Source organism: Loktanella salsilacus, from assembly GCF_024206795.1.
Lineage (GTDB): Bacteria > Pseudomonadota > Alphaproteobacteria > Rhodobacterales > Rhodobacteraceae > Loktanella > Loktanella salsilacus.
The window spans coordinates 2,828,635-2,845,066 of the sequence record NZ_CP072994.1 but is presented as its reverse complement, the minus strand read 5'-3'; the positions used below and the strand labels follow the sequence as shown (position 1 = coordinate 2,845,066).

Below are 16,432 nucleotides of genomic sequence, written 5' to 3'. Positions count from 1 at the left end.
CAAACGTTTCGGAATAGGCGCGGGCTGGGGTCCGCCCCCACTTGCAACACCCCGCAGTTATCCGCCAAGCTGCGGTTTATGGTTACACTCAAAGACATCAGCCGCGACGTCGGTCTATCGATTACGCAGGTCAGCCGCGCGCTGGGCGGGCATACGGATGTGAACGCAGCGACGCGCGAACGGGTGCAGCTTGCCGCAACCCGGCTGGGCTATCGCCCCAATGCCATCGCTCGCAGCTTGAAAACCGGGCGGTCGGGCATCGTGGCGATGATTGTCGCGGGCTCGCGCGATCCCGATTCCAACGCGCATCTTTTCGAAATTGTCATGGGCCTATCGGCCGAAATCTCGGCGCTTGGGTTGCAGTTCGTCCTGCATGTCGGCCAGCCCGGTGCTGACGTGGTGAAATTGCATACAGAGCTTTACCGCAGCGGCGGCATCGACGGTTTCGTTATCATTGGCCCGTCACCTGCCGATCAACGCATCAAATGCCTTACTGACCTCGGCGCCCCCTTCATCGTTCACGGCCGCGATCCAGAGCAGCCCCATCCCTTCGTCGATATCGAGAACTTCGATGTCGGCCGCACCATGGCCGACCATCTTTTGTCGCTGGGCCATCGCCGTATTGCCTTCCTCAACGGGCCATTAAGCGAGTTCTTTGCAATCCAGCGCCAACGCGGCGTTGACGCCGCTTTCGCGGCGCATGGCCTGTCGGTTGACCCTGCGCTGATGCGATCCATCACTATGATAGAGCCGCAAGGCCGCAGCGCCGCGCGCGATTTACTGCAACTTGATAGCCCGCCCACGGCCATCATTGCGGGCAACACGATGATTGCGCGCGGGGTCTATCACGCGGCCGCTGATGCCGGCGTCAGCATCCCGGGCGATTTGTCGGTTCTTGCGCATGACGACGGCTTAGAACTGTTTCCGGCCGCCGGTTTCGAGCCGCCGTTGGGCGGGACGTCAGCGCATCTTAGCGCAGCGTGGATCAGCCTATCTGCGGACTTAAAGCAGATCATTGCTGCGTCGAAAACGCCTATGCACAACCGAATTCTTGACCTAACCTTTGATAAAGGCAGCGCGACACAATCAATTTTAGTTGACAGGTCCATGCCTGTCGGCCCTTAATCCGAAACGTTTCGGAAGATTCCGAACCAAGACTTACTCTGGGAGGAGACCACCAATGATCCGCACACTTTCCGGCGTCAGCGTTGTTGCGCTGCTGGCCGTATCAGCAAGCTCCGCGTCCGCGCAGGACCTGATGTTCCCCAAGGGCGAAGGCGATTTTAGCTGGGCTGCCTTGGAATCCTTTGCCGCAAGCCATGACTACACAGGCGAAAAGCTGATGGTCACCGGGGCGACGACCGGCGATGACGCAGAGCGTTACCGCACTCTTTATGCGTATTTCACGGATGCGACCGGTGCCGAGGTCGAATACTCCGGCTCCGAATCCTTCGAGCAGGACATCGTGATCGCTTCCCAAGCGGGCGGTCTGCCTGATGTCGCCCTGTTCCCGCAGCCCGGTTTGGCCAAGGACCTCGCGTCCAAGGGTGCATTGGTCGCGGTCGATGACGCGATGACCGATTTCATGACGACGAACTACGCCGCTGGTGACAGCTGGAAACAGCTCGCGACTTTCCCTGGCTCTGACGGCGCCGACCACGTCTTTGGCCTGTTCTTTGGCACCGACGTCAAATCGCTGGTTTGGTATGTGCCAGAACAGTTCGAAGAGGCCGGCTACGAGATTCCCGAAACCCAAGAAGACCTGTTCGCCCTGTCCGAGCAGATTGTCGCAGACGGCGGCACCCCGTGGTGCATCGGTCTGGGGTCGGGCGCTGCAACGGGCTGGCCCGCGACTGACTGGGTCGAGGACATGATGCTTCGTACCGCCTCGCTTGAAGACTACGACCGCTGGGTCAGCAACGATCTGAAGTTCAACGACCCCATCGTCGTGAACGCGATCGAACAGTACGGCAAATACGCCCTGACCGAAGGTTTCGTCGATGGCGGCCCGTCCGCTGCGGCCAGCACTGACTTCCGCGATAGCCCCGATGGCATGTTCGACTTCCCGCCAAAGTGCTACATGCACAAGCAGGCGTCGTTCATCCCGATCTTCTTCCCTGAAGGTGTCGAAGCCGGCACGGACGTAGAATTCTTCTACTTCCCACCCTTCGCATCCGAAGAAGCACTGGGCCGTCCCGTTCTGGGCTCCGGCGGTTTGGCCTCTGTTACGAACGATCGTGACGTGACCAAGGGCTTCATGGAATTCCTTGGTAGCCCAATCGCGCACGAGATCATGATGGCGCAGGGCCAGTTCTTGTCACCGCACAAGGACGCAAACCTCGACATCTATACCTCCGATGTTCAGCGCGCCTTGGGCGAGATCCTGACAACGGCGACGTCCTTCCGCTTTGACGGATCGGACCTGATGCCCGGCGAGATTGGCACAAACGCCTTCTGGACTGGCATGGTGGACTACACCACTGGCAAGCCCGCACAGCAGGTCGCTGACGAAGTCCAGACCCGCTGGGATGCAATCCAGTAAAGTACTGAGTGCGCCGGGCCTTCGGGTCCGGCGCATATCATCTGCGGGCCTTGCCCGTCACTTTTTCAGCGATCTTGAGGAGGGGCACGCGTGAATCCGGTCTTTCAGGGGCTTTTGACGATCCTTATCGGCGTCGGGGGCATCTTCGCATACTTCGTGCTGTCGAACATGTTGCTGGACAAGGTGCTGTTCCCGGCGAAGGGGCCGAACGCATCGCGCAATATCAACCGCGCCAATCTGATCCGGCCGTGGTTATTTCTGGCCCCCACCATCATCGCGCTCTCGCTCTATCTGGTCTATCCGGTGATCGGATCCTTCATCCGCTCGCTCTATAATCGGTCTGGCGACCAGTTCATCGGCTTCGGTAACTATTCCTCTCTCATTGCATCCCCTGATTTCCGCACGGCGTTCATGAACAATGTGCTTTGGGCGCTGTTCGTGCCTGCCGTGTCGACATTCCTTGGTCTGGTGATCGCCCAGCTGACGGACAAGCTGTCTTGGGGCAATATCGCCAAGTCGATCATCTTTATGCCCATGGCGATTTCCTTCGTCGGTGCATCGCTGATCTGGAAATTCGTCTACGCCATTGACCCGAACCTTGGCATCATCAACGCGATCCGCGCCTCTATGGGCCTGAACCCATTGGATGTGTTGCAACTTGCGTTCTGGAATAACTTTTTCCTGATGGCGATCCTGATCTGGGTGCAAACTGGCTTTGCCATGGTCATCCTGTCCGCCGCCCTGCGCGGCATCCCCGAAGAAACGATCGAGGCAGCCGTCATCGACGGTGCCAACCCGTTCCAGATCTTCATGAAAATTCAGGTGCCGCAGATTACGGGCACCATCGTCGTCGTTTGGACGACAACGACCATTCTTGTGCTGAAAGTTTTCGATATCGTTTACGCCATGACGGGCGGCAACTTTAACACGCAGATTTTGCCCAGCTACATGATGCAGTTCATGTTCCGCGACGACGGACGCGCCACGGCCGTGGCTATCGTCATCATGCTGATTGTGACGCCGGTTATGATCCAAAACATCATCCAAGCGCGCAAAGAAATGCGCTGAGGGAGGCTGATATGGACAATATCGTCGGCAAGAAAACCGGCCTTGCGGTCGCAGCCAACCTAACCGTCGCCATCCTTGTGGTGCTGTGGCTGATCCCGACCATCGGCCTGCTGGTGTCATCCTTCCGCGACCGCGACGCGATTTCAGCCACGGGTTGGTGGCGCGCGCCCTTTTCCACTGAACAGACGTTCCGGGGCAGGGGGGATACCAAAACAGTCACGCAGGACGGTGCCCTTTTTATCCTGACTGGCAACGTCTTTGACGATCCAGAGGTCGCCCCGTCCTTTCCGGACGGTCCCGCCACAATCAGCGCCTTTGGCACCCGCGGCAACAATCCCGGCGAATACACCGCTGGCACCACCGCCGATATCGGGGATCGAGAGGCGCTGCTGATCAACGCCGACGGCACCTATCGCTATGCCCTGCCAGAGGACCCCGGAAGCCGCGGTCCGCGCTACTATATCCAAGCCAAGACGCCGCCCAAGTTCACCCTGTCCAACTACGAAACCGTCATCACGGCGGGCGGCATGGGGCAGGCGTTTATCAATACGCTGACCGTGACGATCCCTGCCACGATCATCCCGATCCTGATGGCGGCCTTCGCGGCTTACGCCCTCGCGTGGATGGATTTCGCGGGCCGCTCTTGGATCATCGCCGCGATCATCGGCCTGCTGGTCGTTCCGCTGCAATTGGCGCTGGTGCCAATGTTGCAACTGCACAATCAGGTTGGCATCGGGCAAAGCTTTCTCGGCATCTGGCTCGCCCACTCTGCCTTTGGCCAGCCGCTCGCCGTCTATCTTTTGCGCAACTACATGATCGGCCTGCCGCGCGACATTATCGAATCCGCCCGTGTCGACGGCGGTACCGATTTCCAGATATTTATGAAGATCGTCCTGCCCCTGTCCTTTCCCGCGCTCGCCGCCTTCGCGATCTTCCAGTTTTTGTGGACGTGGAACGACCTACTGGTCGCCAAGGTATTCTTGCCCAGCGGCGAGGCGACCAAGGTCATGACCGTCAAAATCGCCGACGACCTGCTTGGCTCGCGCGGCGGCGATTGGGGCATCCTTGCCTCTGCCGCTTTCGTGTCGATCGCCGTGCCGCTCCTCGTCTTCTTCTCTCTGCAACGCTACCTCGTCCGCGGCCTGCTGGCCGGGTCCGTGAAATAAGGAGTCCTTGCCGTGGCCACCCTCAAATTGACGAACGTCGGCAAGACCTATGGCGGCACCGTCGACGTGTTGAAAGACATCAACCTTGATATCGAAACTGGCGAACTTATCGTCTTCGTCGGCCCCTCTGGCTGCGGAAAATCCACACTTTTGCGGATGATCGCAGGACTAGAGCGGATCACCCAGGGAGAGCTGCAAATCGACGGGCGCGTCGTCAACGACATCCCGCCCGCCCAACGCGGTATCGCGATGGTGTTTCAAAGTTATGCGCTCTACCCCCATATGACCGTGCGCGACAACATGACCTTTGCACTGAAATTGGCAAAAAAGAGTAAAGAAGAAATCGACGCCGCCGTGTCCAAAGCCGCCCGCATCCTGCAACTCGAACCCTACCTCGACCGCCTGCCAAAGGCGCTGTCTGGCGGTCAGCGCCAGCGCGTCGCCATTGGTCGGTCCATCGTGCGCGACCCCAAGGTTTACCTGTTTGACGAACCGCTCTCGAACCTTGACGCCGCCCTGCGCGTCGCCACCCGGATCGAGATCGCGCAACTCAAGGAAACCATGCCCGAAAGCACGATGATCTACGTCACCCACGACCAGGTCGAGGCGATGACGCTGGCGTCGCGCATCGTCGTGCTGGCCAACAAAGGCATCGCGCAGGTCGGCACGCCGCTGGAACTTTACGAGCGCCCCGAAAACGAATTTGTCGCCCAGTTCATCGGTAGCCCCGCCATGAACTTGCTGGCCGGCGAAATCGTCGAAACCGGCCCGCGCACCATGGTCAAACTGGTTGGCGGCGGCACCGCAATCGCCGCCGTCGAAACCCAAGCCGCTGACAAGGGCCTCAAGGTCAATGTCGGCGTCCGGCCCGAAGACCTGACCTCTGTGCAAGACGGCGCACCCTATATATTCGAGGGCAAGGTTAACATCACCGAAGCACTAGGAGAGGTCACGCTGCTGTATTTCGACCGCGTTGGCGATAATGACGCGGTCATCGGCAAGCTGCCCGGCATTCACAAAGGCCTGCGCGGCACATCTGTCCGCATGACGGCGGAACCGGACAAGGTGCAAATCTTTCACAACGGTCAGTCCCTGCATTATCGCTAGGGGCGGCCGACGTTGCGGCGAAAAAACAGCCTCCCCGCCGCTGATGTCCCGTGCTAAAGGTGCGCCATGAAAAGCATTCTTGTCCTCAACGGCCCGAACCTGAACCTGCTTGGCAAACGCCAGCCCGAAATCTATGGCCATGCCACCCTTGATGACGTGGCCGATCTGTGCCGCGCCGCCGCCGGCGATGTCACGATCCGGATGGAACAGTCCAACCACGAAGGCCAGCTGATCGACTGGATCCACGAGGCGCGCACCGCGCACGCCGGGATCGTGATTAACGCTGGGGCTTATACCCACACCTCTGTCGCGATTTTTGACGCGCTGAACGCTTTCGACGGTCCCGTGATCGAGGTGCACATCTCGAACGTGCACAAAAGAGAGTCATTCCGCCATCACTCCTACATCTCGCCCCGCGCTGACGGTGTGATCGTGGGCTTCGGCATCAATGGTTACGCCGCTGCGGTGCGCCAGATCTGCGATCTGATCAACGCCAGCTGACCCGCGAACCAGCACCCCCTTTCGCACCGCGATCAAATCGGCCATCTTCGCCGCGAAACATCACAGCCGCACCAACTGCCAAAGGGACGCCATGACCCATATTCTTGCGATCGACCAAGGGACAACCTCGTCCCGTGCCATCATTTTTGATGCAGACATGGCCCCCATCGCCAGCGCGCAAGAAGAGTTCGATCAGCATTTCCCGCAATCGGGCTGGGTGGAACATGACCCTTCCGACCTCTGGGCTTCTACCGCCGCCACCTGCCGCGCGGCGATTGAAAAGGCGGGCCTTGGCGTTGATGCGATCACGGCAATCGGCATCACGAACCAGCGCGAAACCACGCTGGTCTGGGACCGCGCCACCGGGCAGCCGATCCACAACGCCATCGTCTGGCAAGACCGCCGCACCGCCGATACCTGCCGCGATCTGGCGGAACACGCGGACCTCGTGACGGCCAAAACCGGGCTTCTGCTCGACCCCTACTTCTCTGCGACCAAGGTGAAATGGATCCTCGATCACGTCGACGGTGCCCGCGACCGCGCCAAGGCAGGAGAGCTTGCTTTTGGCACCGTGGACAGCTGGCTGATCTGGAAACTGACCGCAGGCGCGGTCCACGCCACTGACGCCACCAATGCCTGCCGCACGATGCTCTATGACATCCACAAAGGGCGCTGGTCCTCCACCATCTGCGACCTGCTCGATATCCCGATGGAAATGCTGCCAGAGGTGAAAGATTGCGCCGCAGACTTCGGCACCACGCGGCCCGATCTGTTCGGCCGCGCCATTCCGATCATGGGCGTCGCGGGCGACCAGCAAGCCGCCACGCTGGGGCAGGCCTGCTTCAAACCTGGCATGATGAAATCGACCTACGGCACTGGCTGCTTTGCTTTGCTGAATACCGGTGACACCCCCGTCGCCTCGACCTCGCGCCTTCTGACGACAATCGCCTACCAGCTCGACGGTAAGCCCACCTATGCCCTCGAAGGGTCGATCTTTATCGCCGGCGCCGTTGTGCAATGGCTCCGCGATGGCCTTAAAATGATCCGAGAGGCAAAGGAAACGCAGCCCCTCGCCGAAGCCTCCGATCCCGGCCAGCCCGTCATCCTGGTGCCCGCCTTTACCGGCCTTGGCGCGCCCTATTGGAACGCCGACTGCCGCGGTGCCATTTACGGGTTGTCGCGCAACTCCGGCCCCGCCGAACTCGCGCGCGCGGCGCTCGAATCGGTCGGCTACCAGACCCGCGACTTGCTCGACGCTATGCGCGCTGACTGGGCCGGTGATGCTGGTGACGCCTCGCTCCGCGTTGATGGCGGGATGAGCGCATCTGACTACGCGATGCAATTCCTCGCTGACATCATCGACGCGCCCGTTGATCGCCCGAAAGTCCAAGAAACGACTGCCCTTGGTGCCGCTTGGCTCGCGGGGCATCGGGCGGGTCTTTACCCGGACCAAGCCGGTTTTGCCGAAAAATGGGCCCTCGACCGGACTTTTACCCCCGCTATGGCCCCCGAAGACCGCGCAGCGAAATACCACCAATGGACGCGCGCGGTGCAGGCGACCCTTGTTTTTGCTGGGGCGGACTGACCTGACGGGTTTCATCTTGCCAAAAATACTCATGCCGCGGTTCACCTGCAAAGCTGATCTTGCCGCAGAAGGGGCCGGACATCGCGCCGGGTGCAACCATTCCCGTTGACACCCCCCGCCCAATCCCCTAACTGGCCCCTCTATTGGTGTTGGTGGCCCCCGCAAGGGGAGCGCCTGTCAGGGCCTCGGCCCAAAGGACAACGCCCTTCACGCGCAATAGCGCACAACCGAAGGAGATCAGCCGTGACCAAACGCACAGCTGCCAAGTACAAAATTGACCGCCGCATGGGCGAGAACATCTGGGGCCGTCCAAAGTCCCCCGTGAATCGCCGTGAATACGGCCCCGGCCAGCACGGTCAGCGCCGCAAGGGCAAAGTCTCTGACTTTGGTCTGCAGTTGCGCGCCAAGCAGAAGCTGAAAGGCTACTACGGCGACCTGACCGAGAAGCAGTTCCGCCGCATCTATACCGAAGCTGAGCGCGTCAAGGGCGACACCGGCGAGAACCTGATTGGTTTGCTGGAGCGTCGTCTTGACGCTGTTGTCTACCGCGCCAAGTTCGTCCCGACTGTCTTTGCTGCACGTCAGTTCGTGAACCACGGCCACGTGACCGTGAACGGCCAGCGCGTGAACATCCCCTCCTACCGCGTAAAAGAGGGTGACATCATCGAGGTCCGTGCGAAGTCCAAGCAGATGGAACTGGTTCTGGTCGCGTCTCAGCTGCCAGAGCGTGACGTTCCTGACTACATGGAAGTCGATCACTCCAAGATGGTTGCGACATTCACCCGCACGCCAACGCTGGGCGATGTGCCGTACCCCGTCACGATGGAACCGAACCTGGTCGTCGAATTCTACGCTAAGAACTAAGCCACTTTCCGGCTTGTTCTGCCAAGGCCGCCCTTCGGGGCGGCCTTTTGCGTTTCTAGGATATGGCCCTTGATCAAGCGCCGAAAAATCGGAAAGCTGCGCAAATCACGCCGCGCCAAATTTCCGGTTTAACTTGCGCATGCCGCCGATCCAGCGATCATAATCCTGCGCCTTGGCCTGCATGTAACCGCGCACTTGGGCGTGCGGCAGCACCAAAAATACCTCGTCCCGTATCGCCTCTACGCAGGCCTGCGCCACCACGTCCGGCTCCAGCATTCCGTCGATCCCGGCCACATTCTCGCCCATGCCGTCCGTCATGGCGGACCGCACCGCCTGCGGACACAGGACAGAAACTTTGATCCCCGCGTCCCCATGCGTCATCGCGAGCCATTCCGCGAGGCCCACCGCGGCGTGTTTCGTCACCCCATAAGGGGCCGCGCCGATCTGGTTTAGCAAACCGGCCGCACTGGCGGTGTTCAACAGATACCCGCCGCCGCGCGCAATCATCAGCGGCACAACATGGCGCGCGGCCCAGACGTGGGCCATGACGTTGATCGTCCAGATCCGTTGCCAGTCGTCATCGGCAACCTCCATCCCGCCGGGGGTAAAGATGCCTGCGTTGGAACAGAACAGGTCAATCGGCCCGATCTGCCCTTCCACCATCGCGACCAGTTCAGCAATCTGCGCCTCTTGCGTGACATCGACCTGCACGCCCGTGCCGCCAATCTCTGCTGCCACTTGGCCCGCGCCGTCCCCGTCCAGATCGGCGCAGACCACATGCGCCGCGCCTGCCGCTGCAAAGCCCTGCGCGAGCGCCCGCCCGATGCCGCCTGCCGCCCCTGTGACCACCACGATCTTGCCTGCAATCTCCATGCGCCGCCTCCTTCATCCGTTACCGCGTTCCGGCAAAGGCTAGACAGATCGCGCCCAAACAAAAAGAGGTGGCCGCCCCTCGCGCCCATGCGCGTCAGCTTGCCACTGGTCAGACGGCGGCAGGGTCGCTAGAACACCGCCAAGCGCCTTAGATATGGAAACCAGACCGATGACGATCACGCCTCGCCCCGGCATCATGGATATTGCTCTTTATCAAGGTGGGGCGAGCCATGTGGACGGCATGTCGAATGTGCTCAAACTGTCCTCGAACGAAAACCCCTTTGGCCCCTCGCCAAAGGCCAAGGATGCCTTTCAGCGCGCGGTCCACGATTTGCACCGCTATCCCGTCACCGATCACGCCGCTCTGCGGCAGGCGATTGCGGACGTCTGGCACGTCGATCCGGCCCGTGTGATCTGCGGCGTCGGCTCTGACGAAATCCTGCACCTGTTGGCGCAAGCCTACGCGGACGAGGGCGACGAGGTCATCTATACCGAACACGGCTTTGCGATCTATCGCATCGTGGCCCTCGCGTCCGGCGCGACGCCCGTTGTTGTGCCCGAGCATGAGCGCGTCATCGACGTCGACGCCATCCTTGCGGCTTGCAACGACCGCACCCGGCTTGTCTATATCGCCAACCCCGCCAACCCGACCGCCACGATGATCGGTCAGGCAGAGGTCGCGCGCCTTGCCGAAGGTCTGCCTGACAAGGCGATGCTGGTCCTTGACGGGGCCTATGCCGAATTTGCCGAAGGCTATGACGGCGGCCGCGCTTTGGTGGAATCGCGCGACAACGTCTTTATGACGCGCACCTTTTCCAAGATTTACGGTCTGGGTGGTTTGCGCATCGGCTGGGGCTACGGCCCGCAGGCGGTGATTGATGTGCTCAACCGCATTCGCGGCCCTTTTAACCTGTCCGGCGGCGCGCTTGCCGCGGCAGAGGCGGCGGTGCGTGATACGGATTACACGGAAAAATGCCGGGTCGAAAACGCCCGCTGGCGCGACTGGCTGTCCACGTCGCTGGCCGAAATGGGCGTGCCTTCTGACACCTCTACCGCGAACTTCATTCTGGCGCGCTTCACGTCAGAGGAAGAGGCGCTGGCCTGCAACGCACACCTGTTGTCCCAAGGCATCATCGTGCGGCACCCCAAAAGCTATGGCTTCCCGCATTGCCTGCGCATCACGGTCGGCGACGAATCCGCCTGCCGCCGCGTCGTGCATGCCATTGGCCAGTTCAAGGGCGCACGATGACCGTCATCTATAACAAAGTCGCTCTGATCGGCCTTGGCCTGATCGCGTCGTCCATGGCGCTTGCGATGAAACGGGGCGGCCTTGCCACCACAATCACCGGTTATGCCCGCAGCCAAGAAACCCGCGACATCGCCCGCGAACTGAACCTGTGCGAGGTCTTCGACACCGCAGCAGAGGCCGTGCAGGACGCCGACCTCGTCGTGCTCTGCGTGCCCGTGGGCGCGATGGCCGCTGTGATGGCCGATATCGGACCTGCGCTGAAACCGGGCGCGACGTTGTCCGACGTCGGCTCGGTCAAGAAAGCCGTGATCGAGGCGGTCGCCCCCTTCGTCCCCGAAGGCGTGCATTTTGTCCCTGCGCACCCGCTGGCCGGCACAGAGCATTCGGGCCCACGGTCCGGTTTCGCCACGCTGTTCGACAACCGCTGGTGCATCATCGTCCCGACCGAAGGGTCGGACCGCGCCGCTGTCGAGCAGCTGGAAAAGCTGTGGCAGGGCATCGGGGCCAACACAGACGAGATGGACGCAGATCACCACGATCTGGTCCTTGCCGTCACCAGCCACACGCCGCACCTGATTGCCTACACCATGGTCGGTGTGGCCGATGACCTAAGCCGCGTGACCGATAGCGAAGTCATCAAATACTCTGCCGCTGGTTTTCGGGATTTCACACGCATCGCGGCCTCTGACCCGACGATGTGGCGCGATGTGTTCCTGACGAACAAAGAAGCGACGCTGGAGATTCTGGGCCGCTTCACAGAGGAACTCTTTTCCCTGCAACGCGCCATCCGCACCGGCGACGGCGAACACTTGCACGACTACTTTACCCGCACCCGCGCGATCCGGCGCGGCATCATCGACGCAGGCCAAGACACAGATGCCCCTGACTTCGGGCGCACCCCGGCACCGCGCTGATGCGTCTAATCACGCTTACGCTGCTGCTGGCCGGCACTGCCGCCGCCGCAGAGCCGCTGTCGAACACCCTGCGCCCCGCCATGCGCCCCGCGGACGGCATGTTCGACGATGGCGATGTGCCAGAGCATGAAATCCCGGCCTTCCGTCCCGTTCTGCGGCCCGGTGGCAGCATCGCCGTACAGGCAGAGGCCGCAACGCAGGTCACCGCACCCGCAGGTGCCACCGCGCTTGCGCCTTTGGTGACGGATAGGCCAGCACTGCGTCCTGCAGTCATCACCCAGCGCGCCGTGCAGCAACAGCAAGAGCTGGCGCGCGGGCAAATCTGCGGCGATCCGGCGATCCAAGGCGAAGAAATTGCCGATATCAACGGCCCCGGTGGCTGCGGCGTGACAGGCGCGGTCAAGGTCAAATCCGTGGCAGGCGTGCGCCTGACGTCGCAACCGACCATGGACTGCAATACGGCCAAAGCGCTGCGCCGCTGGGTGACCGACGGGATCATTCCCGCCGTCGGCGATACCGGCGGCGGCGTGGCATCCCTGCGCGTGGTGGGCAGCTATACGTGCCGCAACCGCGTCGGCGGCAGCGCCACGAACAATAAGCTGTCGGAACACGGCCGCGGGCGTGCGGTGGATATCGGAGGGATCCATTTGAAAAGCGGTCGAGAATTGACCGTGCTGACGGATTGGAACAAAGGCAGCGCGGGCCAGCAGCTGAAACAGATGTGGCAGGCCGCCTGCGGTCCCTTTGGCACCGTGTTGGGGCCAGCGGCCAACGCTGCGCACCGGGATCATTTTCATGTCGACACCGCGCGATATCGCTCTGGCAGTTATTGCCGCTAGGGTCGATTTTTGAGTATTTTTGGCAAGATGAATGCGCAGTAAGGAGCAATCGCGCCGTCTTTACCCCGGCCGCCGGGCTGCCTATAACGCGGGCATGAATATGCGGGTCCTGATACGAATTATGTCCCCGGCGCGCTGATCGTCAGCGCCGCCGGGTCAAGGTGCGCTGCGCCGCCCTCTTTTTCCTGCCAAATTCCAGATCGAAGGACGCCTTTCATGTGCGCCGACACCCCCGACACGACCGTTGATTACAAAAGCACCCTGAACCTGCCGCGCACGGATTTTCCGATGCGTGCAGGCTTGCCCAAGCGCGAGCCGGAATGGTTGGCACGCTGGGCCGAGATTGGTGTTTATGACACCCTGCGCGGCAAAGAAGGGCGCACTCCCTTTACGCTGCACGATGGCCCGCCCTATGCGAATGGCCACCTGCACATCGGCCACGCGCTGAACAAGGTGCTGAAGGATATGGTCGTGCGCAGCCAGCAGATGATGGGGCGCGACGCGCGCTATATCCCCGGCTGGGATTGCCATGGTCTGCCGATCGAATGGAAGATCGAAGAACAGTACCGCGCCAAGGGCCTGAACAAAGATGACGTGCCGGTCAATGATTTCCGCGCTGAGTGCCGCAAGTTTGCCGCCGGCTGGGTCGATATCCAGCGCGAGGAATTCAAGCGTTTGGGCGTGACGGGCAACTGGGCCGATCCATACCTGACGATGAACTTCCACGCCGAGGCCGTGATCGCCGCCGAGTTCCAGAAGTTTCTTATGAACGGCACGCTGTATCAAGGCTCTAAGCCTGTGATGTGGTCGCCAGTGGAAAAGACCGCCCTGGCCGAGGCCGAGGTCGAGTATCACGATAAGGAAAGCCACACCGTCTGGGTGAAGTTTGCGGTGCTTGATCCGGTCGCAGGTGACGGTAGCGCACTTGATAACCGCGATTTGGTTGGTGCTTCGGTTGTCATCTGGACAACGACGCCCTGGACCATGCCGTCCAACAAGGGGATCGTTTACGGCAAGGACATCGCCTACGGCCTGTACGAAGTCACCGGCGTGCCAGAACAAAGCTGGATGACCGTCGGTGACCGGTATCTGCTGGCCGATGGTCTGGCCGCGACCGCGTTCCAGAAGGCCCGTCTGGAAGATACGATGTGGACTCGCGTTCGCGATGTCGATCCGTCGGTCATCACTCAGGTCGCCCACCCGCTTGCGGGCACCGAGGGGTCGAATGGCGAATGGGACCAGCCCCGCGATTTCCGCGCGGCCCCTTTCGTGACCGACGACGAAGGCACCGGTTTTGTCCACTGCGCCCCGTCGCACGGTATGGAAGAGTTCGAGCTGTACCGCGATCTGGGCATGCTGGAACAGGTCATCACCTATAACGTGACCGAAGACGGCACCTTCCGCGCCGATTTGCCGTTCTTTGGCGGCAAGGCGATCTTTCGCGACAAGCCCAAGAACAAGTCTTGGGAAGGCGACGCTAACACTGCCGTTATCGACAAACTGGTCGAGGTGGGCGGCCTGTTTGCGCGTGGCAAGATCAAGCACAGCTATCCGCATTCGTGGCGGTCCAAGGCACCGGTTATCTTCCGCAACACGCCCCAGTGGTTTGCCGCGATCGACCGTCCGGTCGGCGACGGATTGGACACCTACGGGAAGACGATCCGCGAACGCGCGCTGACCTCTATCGACGAATTGGTGACATGGACGCCGCAGCGTGGTCGCAATCGTCTGCATGCGATGATTGCGCAGCGCCCCGATTGGGTGCTGTCGCGTCAGCGCGCTTGGGGTGTGCCGCTGGTCTGCTTTACTAAGAAGGGCGCGTTGCCCACCGATCCCGATTTTTTGCTGCGCGACGAGGGCGTCAATGCCCGCGTGCGCGACGCGTTCGAGGCAGAAGGCGCGGATGCGTGGTATGTGGACGGCGCGAAGGAACGCTTCCTTGGCAATGACTACAACGCGGACGACTGGGATCAGGTCTTTGACATCCTCGACGTCTGGTTCGACTCCGGGTCGACCCACGCCTTTGTGCTGCGCGACCGCGCGGACGGGTCAGAGGACGGCTTGGCCGATCTGTATCTTGAAGGCACCGATCAGCACCGCGGCTGGTTCCATTCGTCGATGCTGCAAAGCTGCGGCACGCAGGGCCGCGCGCCCTATCGCGGTGTGCTGACCCACGGCTTTACGCTGGACGAAAAGGGCATGAAAATGTCCAAGTCCGTCGGCAATACCGTCGCGCCTGAAACGGTGATCAAGGAATATGGCGCGGATATTCTGCGCCTTTGGGTCGCCCAATCCGACTATACCAACGACCTGCGGATCGGGCCGGAAATCCTGAAAGGCACCGCTGACAGCTATCGCCGTCTGCGCAACACCATGCGCTTCATGCTCGGCTCGCTTGCCGATGTGACCGAAGGTGACCGCGTCGCCCGCGCTGATATGCCAGAGCTGGAACAGTGGGTGCTGCACCGTATGGCAGAGCTTGATAGCGTTGTCCGCAAGGGCTACGCGGCCTATGATTTCCAAGGCGTCTTCCGGGCGATCTTTGATTTCGCGACGCTGGATCTGTCGGCGTTCTACTTCGATATCCGCAAGGATGCGCTGTACTGCGACGGCGACACGCCGCGCCGCCGCGCCGCGCGCACTGTGCTGGAACTGCTGTTCGACCGCTTGACCACATGGCTGGCCCCGATCCTGTGCTTCACCATGGAAGAGGTCTGGCTGGAACGGCACCCCGGCCCGGTGTCATCCGTGCACCTGCAGGACTTTCCTGAAACGCCGGATGAATGGCTCGACCCTGCGCTTGCGTCGAAATGGTCGACCGTGCGCCGTGTGCGCCGCGTTGTCACCGGCGCGCTGGAAGTGAAGCGGACGGAAAAGGTGATCGGCGCATCGCTTGAAGCAGCCCCAGTCGTTCACGTGACGGCGGAAGAAGCCGCGACGCTGAAAACCCTGTCCTTTGACGATCTGTGCATCACCAGCGGGATCGAAATCACGACAGACCCAGCCCCGGCTGAAGCGTTCCGCATCGAAGATATCGCTGATGTGGGTGTCGTGTTCGAGCGCGCGGATGGCGACAAATGCCAGCGCTGCTGGAAGATCCTGCCGGACGTGGGCACGCATAGCCACCCCGGCGTCTGCGCCCGCTGCGACGCGGCGCTCGGCAAATAAGATACGGGGCCGGAGCGATCCGGCCCCTTTTTTTTCATCAGGTAATCAGCACAGGGCAGGTCGCATGGGCAATCAGCTTTTGCGACACGCTCCCCACCAGCATCCCGCGCAGCGTGCCATAGCCACGCCGGCCAGCGACGATCATGTCAGCGTTGGTCAATTTGGCATGTTCCAAAATTGCCTCGGCCGGGGTGCCGCGCAGCACATGGACGCTGGGGGCGGCGTAGCCTGCCTCTTGCACCAGCTTGGCCGCGTTTTCCAAGATCGCCTCGGCGTTGGCCTTCGCCTCTTCTTCGTGGATCGGGATCATCACCGCGCTGCCGCCAACGGCGATGGCGTTCATGTCGATGTGCATCACCGTGGCAACGTCCAGCGCTGCCTGATATTTTTGCGCCAGATCGGCGGCGTTCAGCAGGGCAGATACGGCGTGGTCAGAGCCGTCAAAGCAGACCATGACTTTCGTGATCATCTGGGGTTCTCCTTTTATTGCGCCCATTCTGGCAGCGGCGACCCGGTGCGTCTTTGATATGGGACAAACAGCCTGCGGCCTTTCCCT

The 16,432-nt window shown here is 61.3% G+C and carries 14 protein-coding genes; 12 read left to right on the top strand and 2 right to left on the bottom strand.

Annotated features, from left to right (window positions below; all coding sequences use genetic code 11):
* The first annotated feature begins 78 nt into the window (after positions 1–78).
* The 8 genes from KBW81_RS13760 (at position 79) to rpsD (ending at position 8,833) form a co-directional block, all read left to right on the top strand.
* A complete protein-coding gene (locus KBW81_RS13760) occupies positions 79–1,125 on the top strand; it encodes a LacI family DNA-binding transcriptional regulator (RefSeq protein ID WP_254247559.1) in 1,047 nt (348 codons plus the stop codon).
* A gap of 55 nt (positions 1,126–1,180) precedes the next feature.
* Positions 1,181–2,542, top strand: a complete 1,362-nt coding sequence (locus tag KBW81_RS13755) for an ABC transporter substrate-binding protein (protein ID WP_254247558.1) — start codon at positions 1,181–1,183, stop codon at positions 2,540–2,542.
* Positions 2,543–2,632: 90 nt separating this feature from the next.
* Positions 2,633–3,610, top strand: a complete 978-nt coding sequence (locus KBW81_RS13750; RefSeq protein ID WP_254247557.1) for a carbohydrate ABC transporter permease — start codon at positions 2,633–2,635, stop codon at positions 3,608–3,610.
* An 11-nt stretch (positions 3,611–3,621) separates the two neighbouring features.
* Entirely contained in the window at positions 3,622–4,776 is a 1,155-nt protein-coding gene (locus KBW81_RS13745; protein WP_254247556.1) for an ABC transporter permease subunit, read from the top strand.
* A gap of 12 nt (positions 4,777–4,788) precedes the next feature.
* Entirely contained in the window at positions 4,789–5,883 is a 1,095-nt protein-coding gene (locus KBW81_RS13740; protein WP_254247555.1) for an ABC transporter ATP-binding protein, read from the top strand.
* Positions 5,884–5,949: 66 nt separating this feature from the next.
* Entirely contained in the window at positions 5,950–6,384 is a 435-nt protein-coding gene (gene aroQ, locus KBW81_RS13735; RefSeq protein ID WP_090185600.1) for a type II 3-dehydroquinate dehydratase, read from the top strand.
* A 91-nt stretch (positions 6,385–6,475) separates the two neighbouring features.
* Positions 6,476–7,969 carry a glycerol kinase GlpK gene (gene glpK, locus KBW81_RS13730; RefSeq protein WP_090185601.1) on the top strand — a complete coding sequence of 498 codons (1,494 nt, stop codon included), beginning with the start codon at positions 6,476–6,478 and terminating at the stop codon, positions 7,967–7,969.
* A gap of 243 nt (positions 7,970–8,212) precedes the next feature.
* Entirely contained in the window at positions 8,213–8,833 is a 621-nt protein-coding gene (gene rpsD, locus KBW81_RS13725; RefSeq protein ID WP_090185603.1) for a 30S ribosomal protein S4, read from the top strand.
* A gap of 105 nt (positions 8,834–8,938) precedes the next feature.
* Here rpsD and KBW81_RS13720 read toward each other — a convergent pair whose 3' ends face one another.
* A complete protein-coding gene (locus KBW81_RS13720; RefSeq protein WP_254247554.1) occupies positions 8,939–9,706 on the bottom strand; it encodes an SDR family oxidoreductase in 768 nt (255 codons plus the stop codon).
* Between the two features lie 169 nt (positions 9,707–9,875).
* Between KBW81_RS13720 and hisC the strand changes: the two genes are divergently transcribed.
* From hisC to ileS, 4 genes are all read left to right on the top strand, one after another.
* Entirely contained in the window at positions 9,876–10,955 is a 1,080-nt protein-coding gene (hisC, locus tag KBW81_RS13715; protein ID WP_254247553.1) for a histidinol-phosphate transaminase, read from the top strand.
* On the top strand, positions 10,952–11,869 hold the full coding sequence (locus KBW81_RS13710; protein WP_090185608.1) for a prephenate/arogenate dehydrogenase family protein: 918 nt from the start codon (positions 10,952–10,954) through the stop codon (positions 11,867–11,869). The genes hisC and KBW81_RS13710 overlap by 4 nt, the downstream gene beginning before the upstream one ends.
* On the top strand, positions 11,869–12,708 hold the full coding sequence (locus KBW81_RS13705) for an extensin-like domain-containing protein (RefSeq protein ID WP_254247552.1): 840 nt from the start codon (positions 11,869–11,871) through the stop codon (positions 12,706–12,708). Before KBW81_RS13710 ends, KBW81_RS13705 begins: the two co-directional genes overlap by 1 nt.
* Before the next feature lie 216 nt (positions 12,709–12,924).
* On the top strand, positions 12,925–15,876 hold the full coding sequence (gene ileS, locus KBW81_RS13700; RefSeq protein WP_254247551.1) for an isoleucine--tRNA ligase: 2,952 nt from the start codon (positions 12,925–12,927) through the stop codon (positions 15,874–15,876).
* A 37-nt stretch (positions 15,877–15,913) separates the two neighbouring features.
* On the opposite strand, the gene KBW81_RS13695 is transcribed toward ileS, so the two are convergent.
* Positions 15,914–16,345: a universal stress protein gene (locus tag KBW81_RS13695; protein ID WP_175499142.1), complete on the bottom strand. Its 432-nt coding sequence runs from the start codon at positions 16,343–16,345 to the stop codon at positions 15,914–15,916.
* Positions 16,346–16,432 lie beyond the last annotated feature (87 nt).

What these genes read in the sequence shown, in the direction of transcription:
- ileS (WP_254247551.1), top strand. Translation starts at nt 12,925, where the DNA reads ATGTGCGCCGACACCCCCGACACGACCGTTGATTACAAAAGCACCCTG.
- KBW81_RS13705 (WP_254247552.1), top strand. Translation starts at nt 11,869, where the DNA reads ATGCGTCTAATCACGCTTACGCTGCTGCTGGCCGGCACTGCCGCCGCC.
- glpK (WP_090185601.1), top strand. Translation starts at nt 6,476, where the DNA reads ATGACCCATATTCTTGCGATCGACCAAGGGACAACCTCGTCCCGTGCC.
- KBW81_RS13710 (WP_090185608.1), top strand. Translation starts at nt 10,952, where the DNA reads ATGACCGTCATCTATAACAAAGTCGCTCTGATCGGCCTTGGCCTGATC.
- KBW81_RS13755 (WP_254247558.1), top strand. Translation starts at nt 1,181, where the DNA reads ATGATCCGCACACTTTCCGGCGTCAGCGTTGTTGCGCTGCTGGCCGTA.
- KBW81_RS13745 (WP_254247556.1), top strand. Translation starts at nt 3,622, where the DNA reads ATGGACAATATCGTCGGCAAGAAAACCGGCCTTGCGGTCGCAGCCAAC.
- aroQ (WP_090185600.1), top strand. Translation starts at nt 5,950, where the DNA reads ATGAAAAGCATTCTTGTCCTCAACGGCCCGAACCTGAACCTGCTTGGC.
- KBW81_RS13760 (WP_254247559.1), top strand. Translation starts at nt 79, where the DNA reads ATGGTTACACTCAAAGACATCAGCCGCGACGTCGGTCTATCGATTACG.
- hisC (WP_254247553.1), top strand. Translation starts at nt 9,876, where the DNA reads ATGACGATCACGCCTCGCCCCGGCATCATGGATATTGCTCTTTATCAA.
- KBW81_RS13695 (WP_175499142.1), bottom strand. Translation starts at nt 16,345, where the DNA reads ATGATCACGAAAGTCATGGTCTGCTTTGACGGCTCTGACCACGCCGTA.
- KBW81_RS13720 (WP_254247554.1), bottom strand. Translation starts at nt 9,706, where the DNA reads ATGGAGATTGCAGGCAAGATCGTGGTGGTCACAGGGGCGGCAGGCGGC.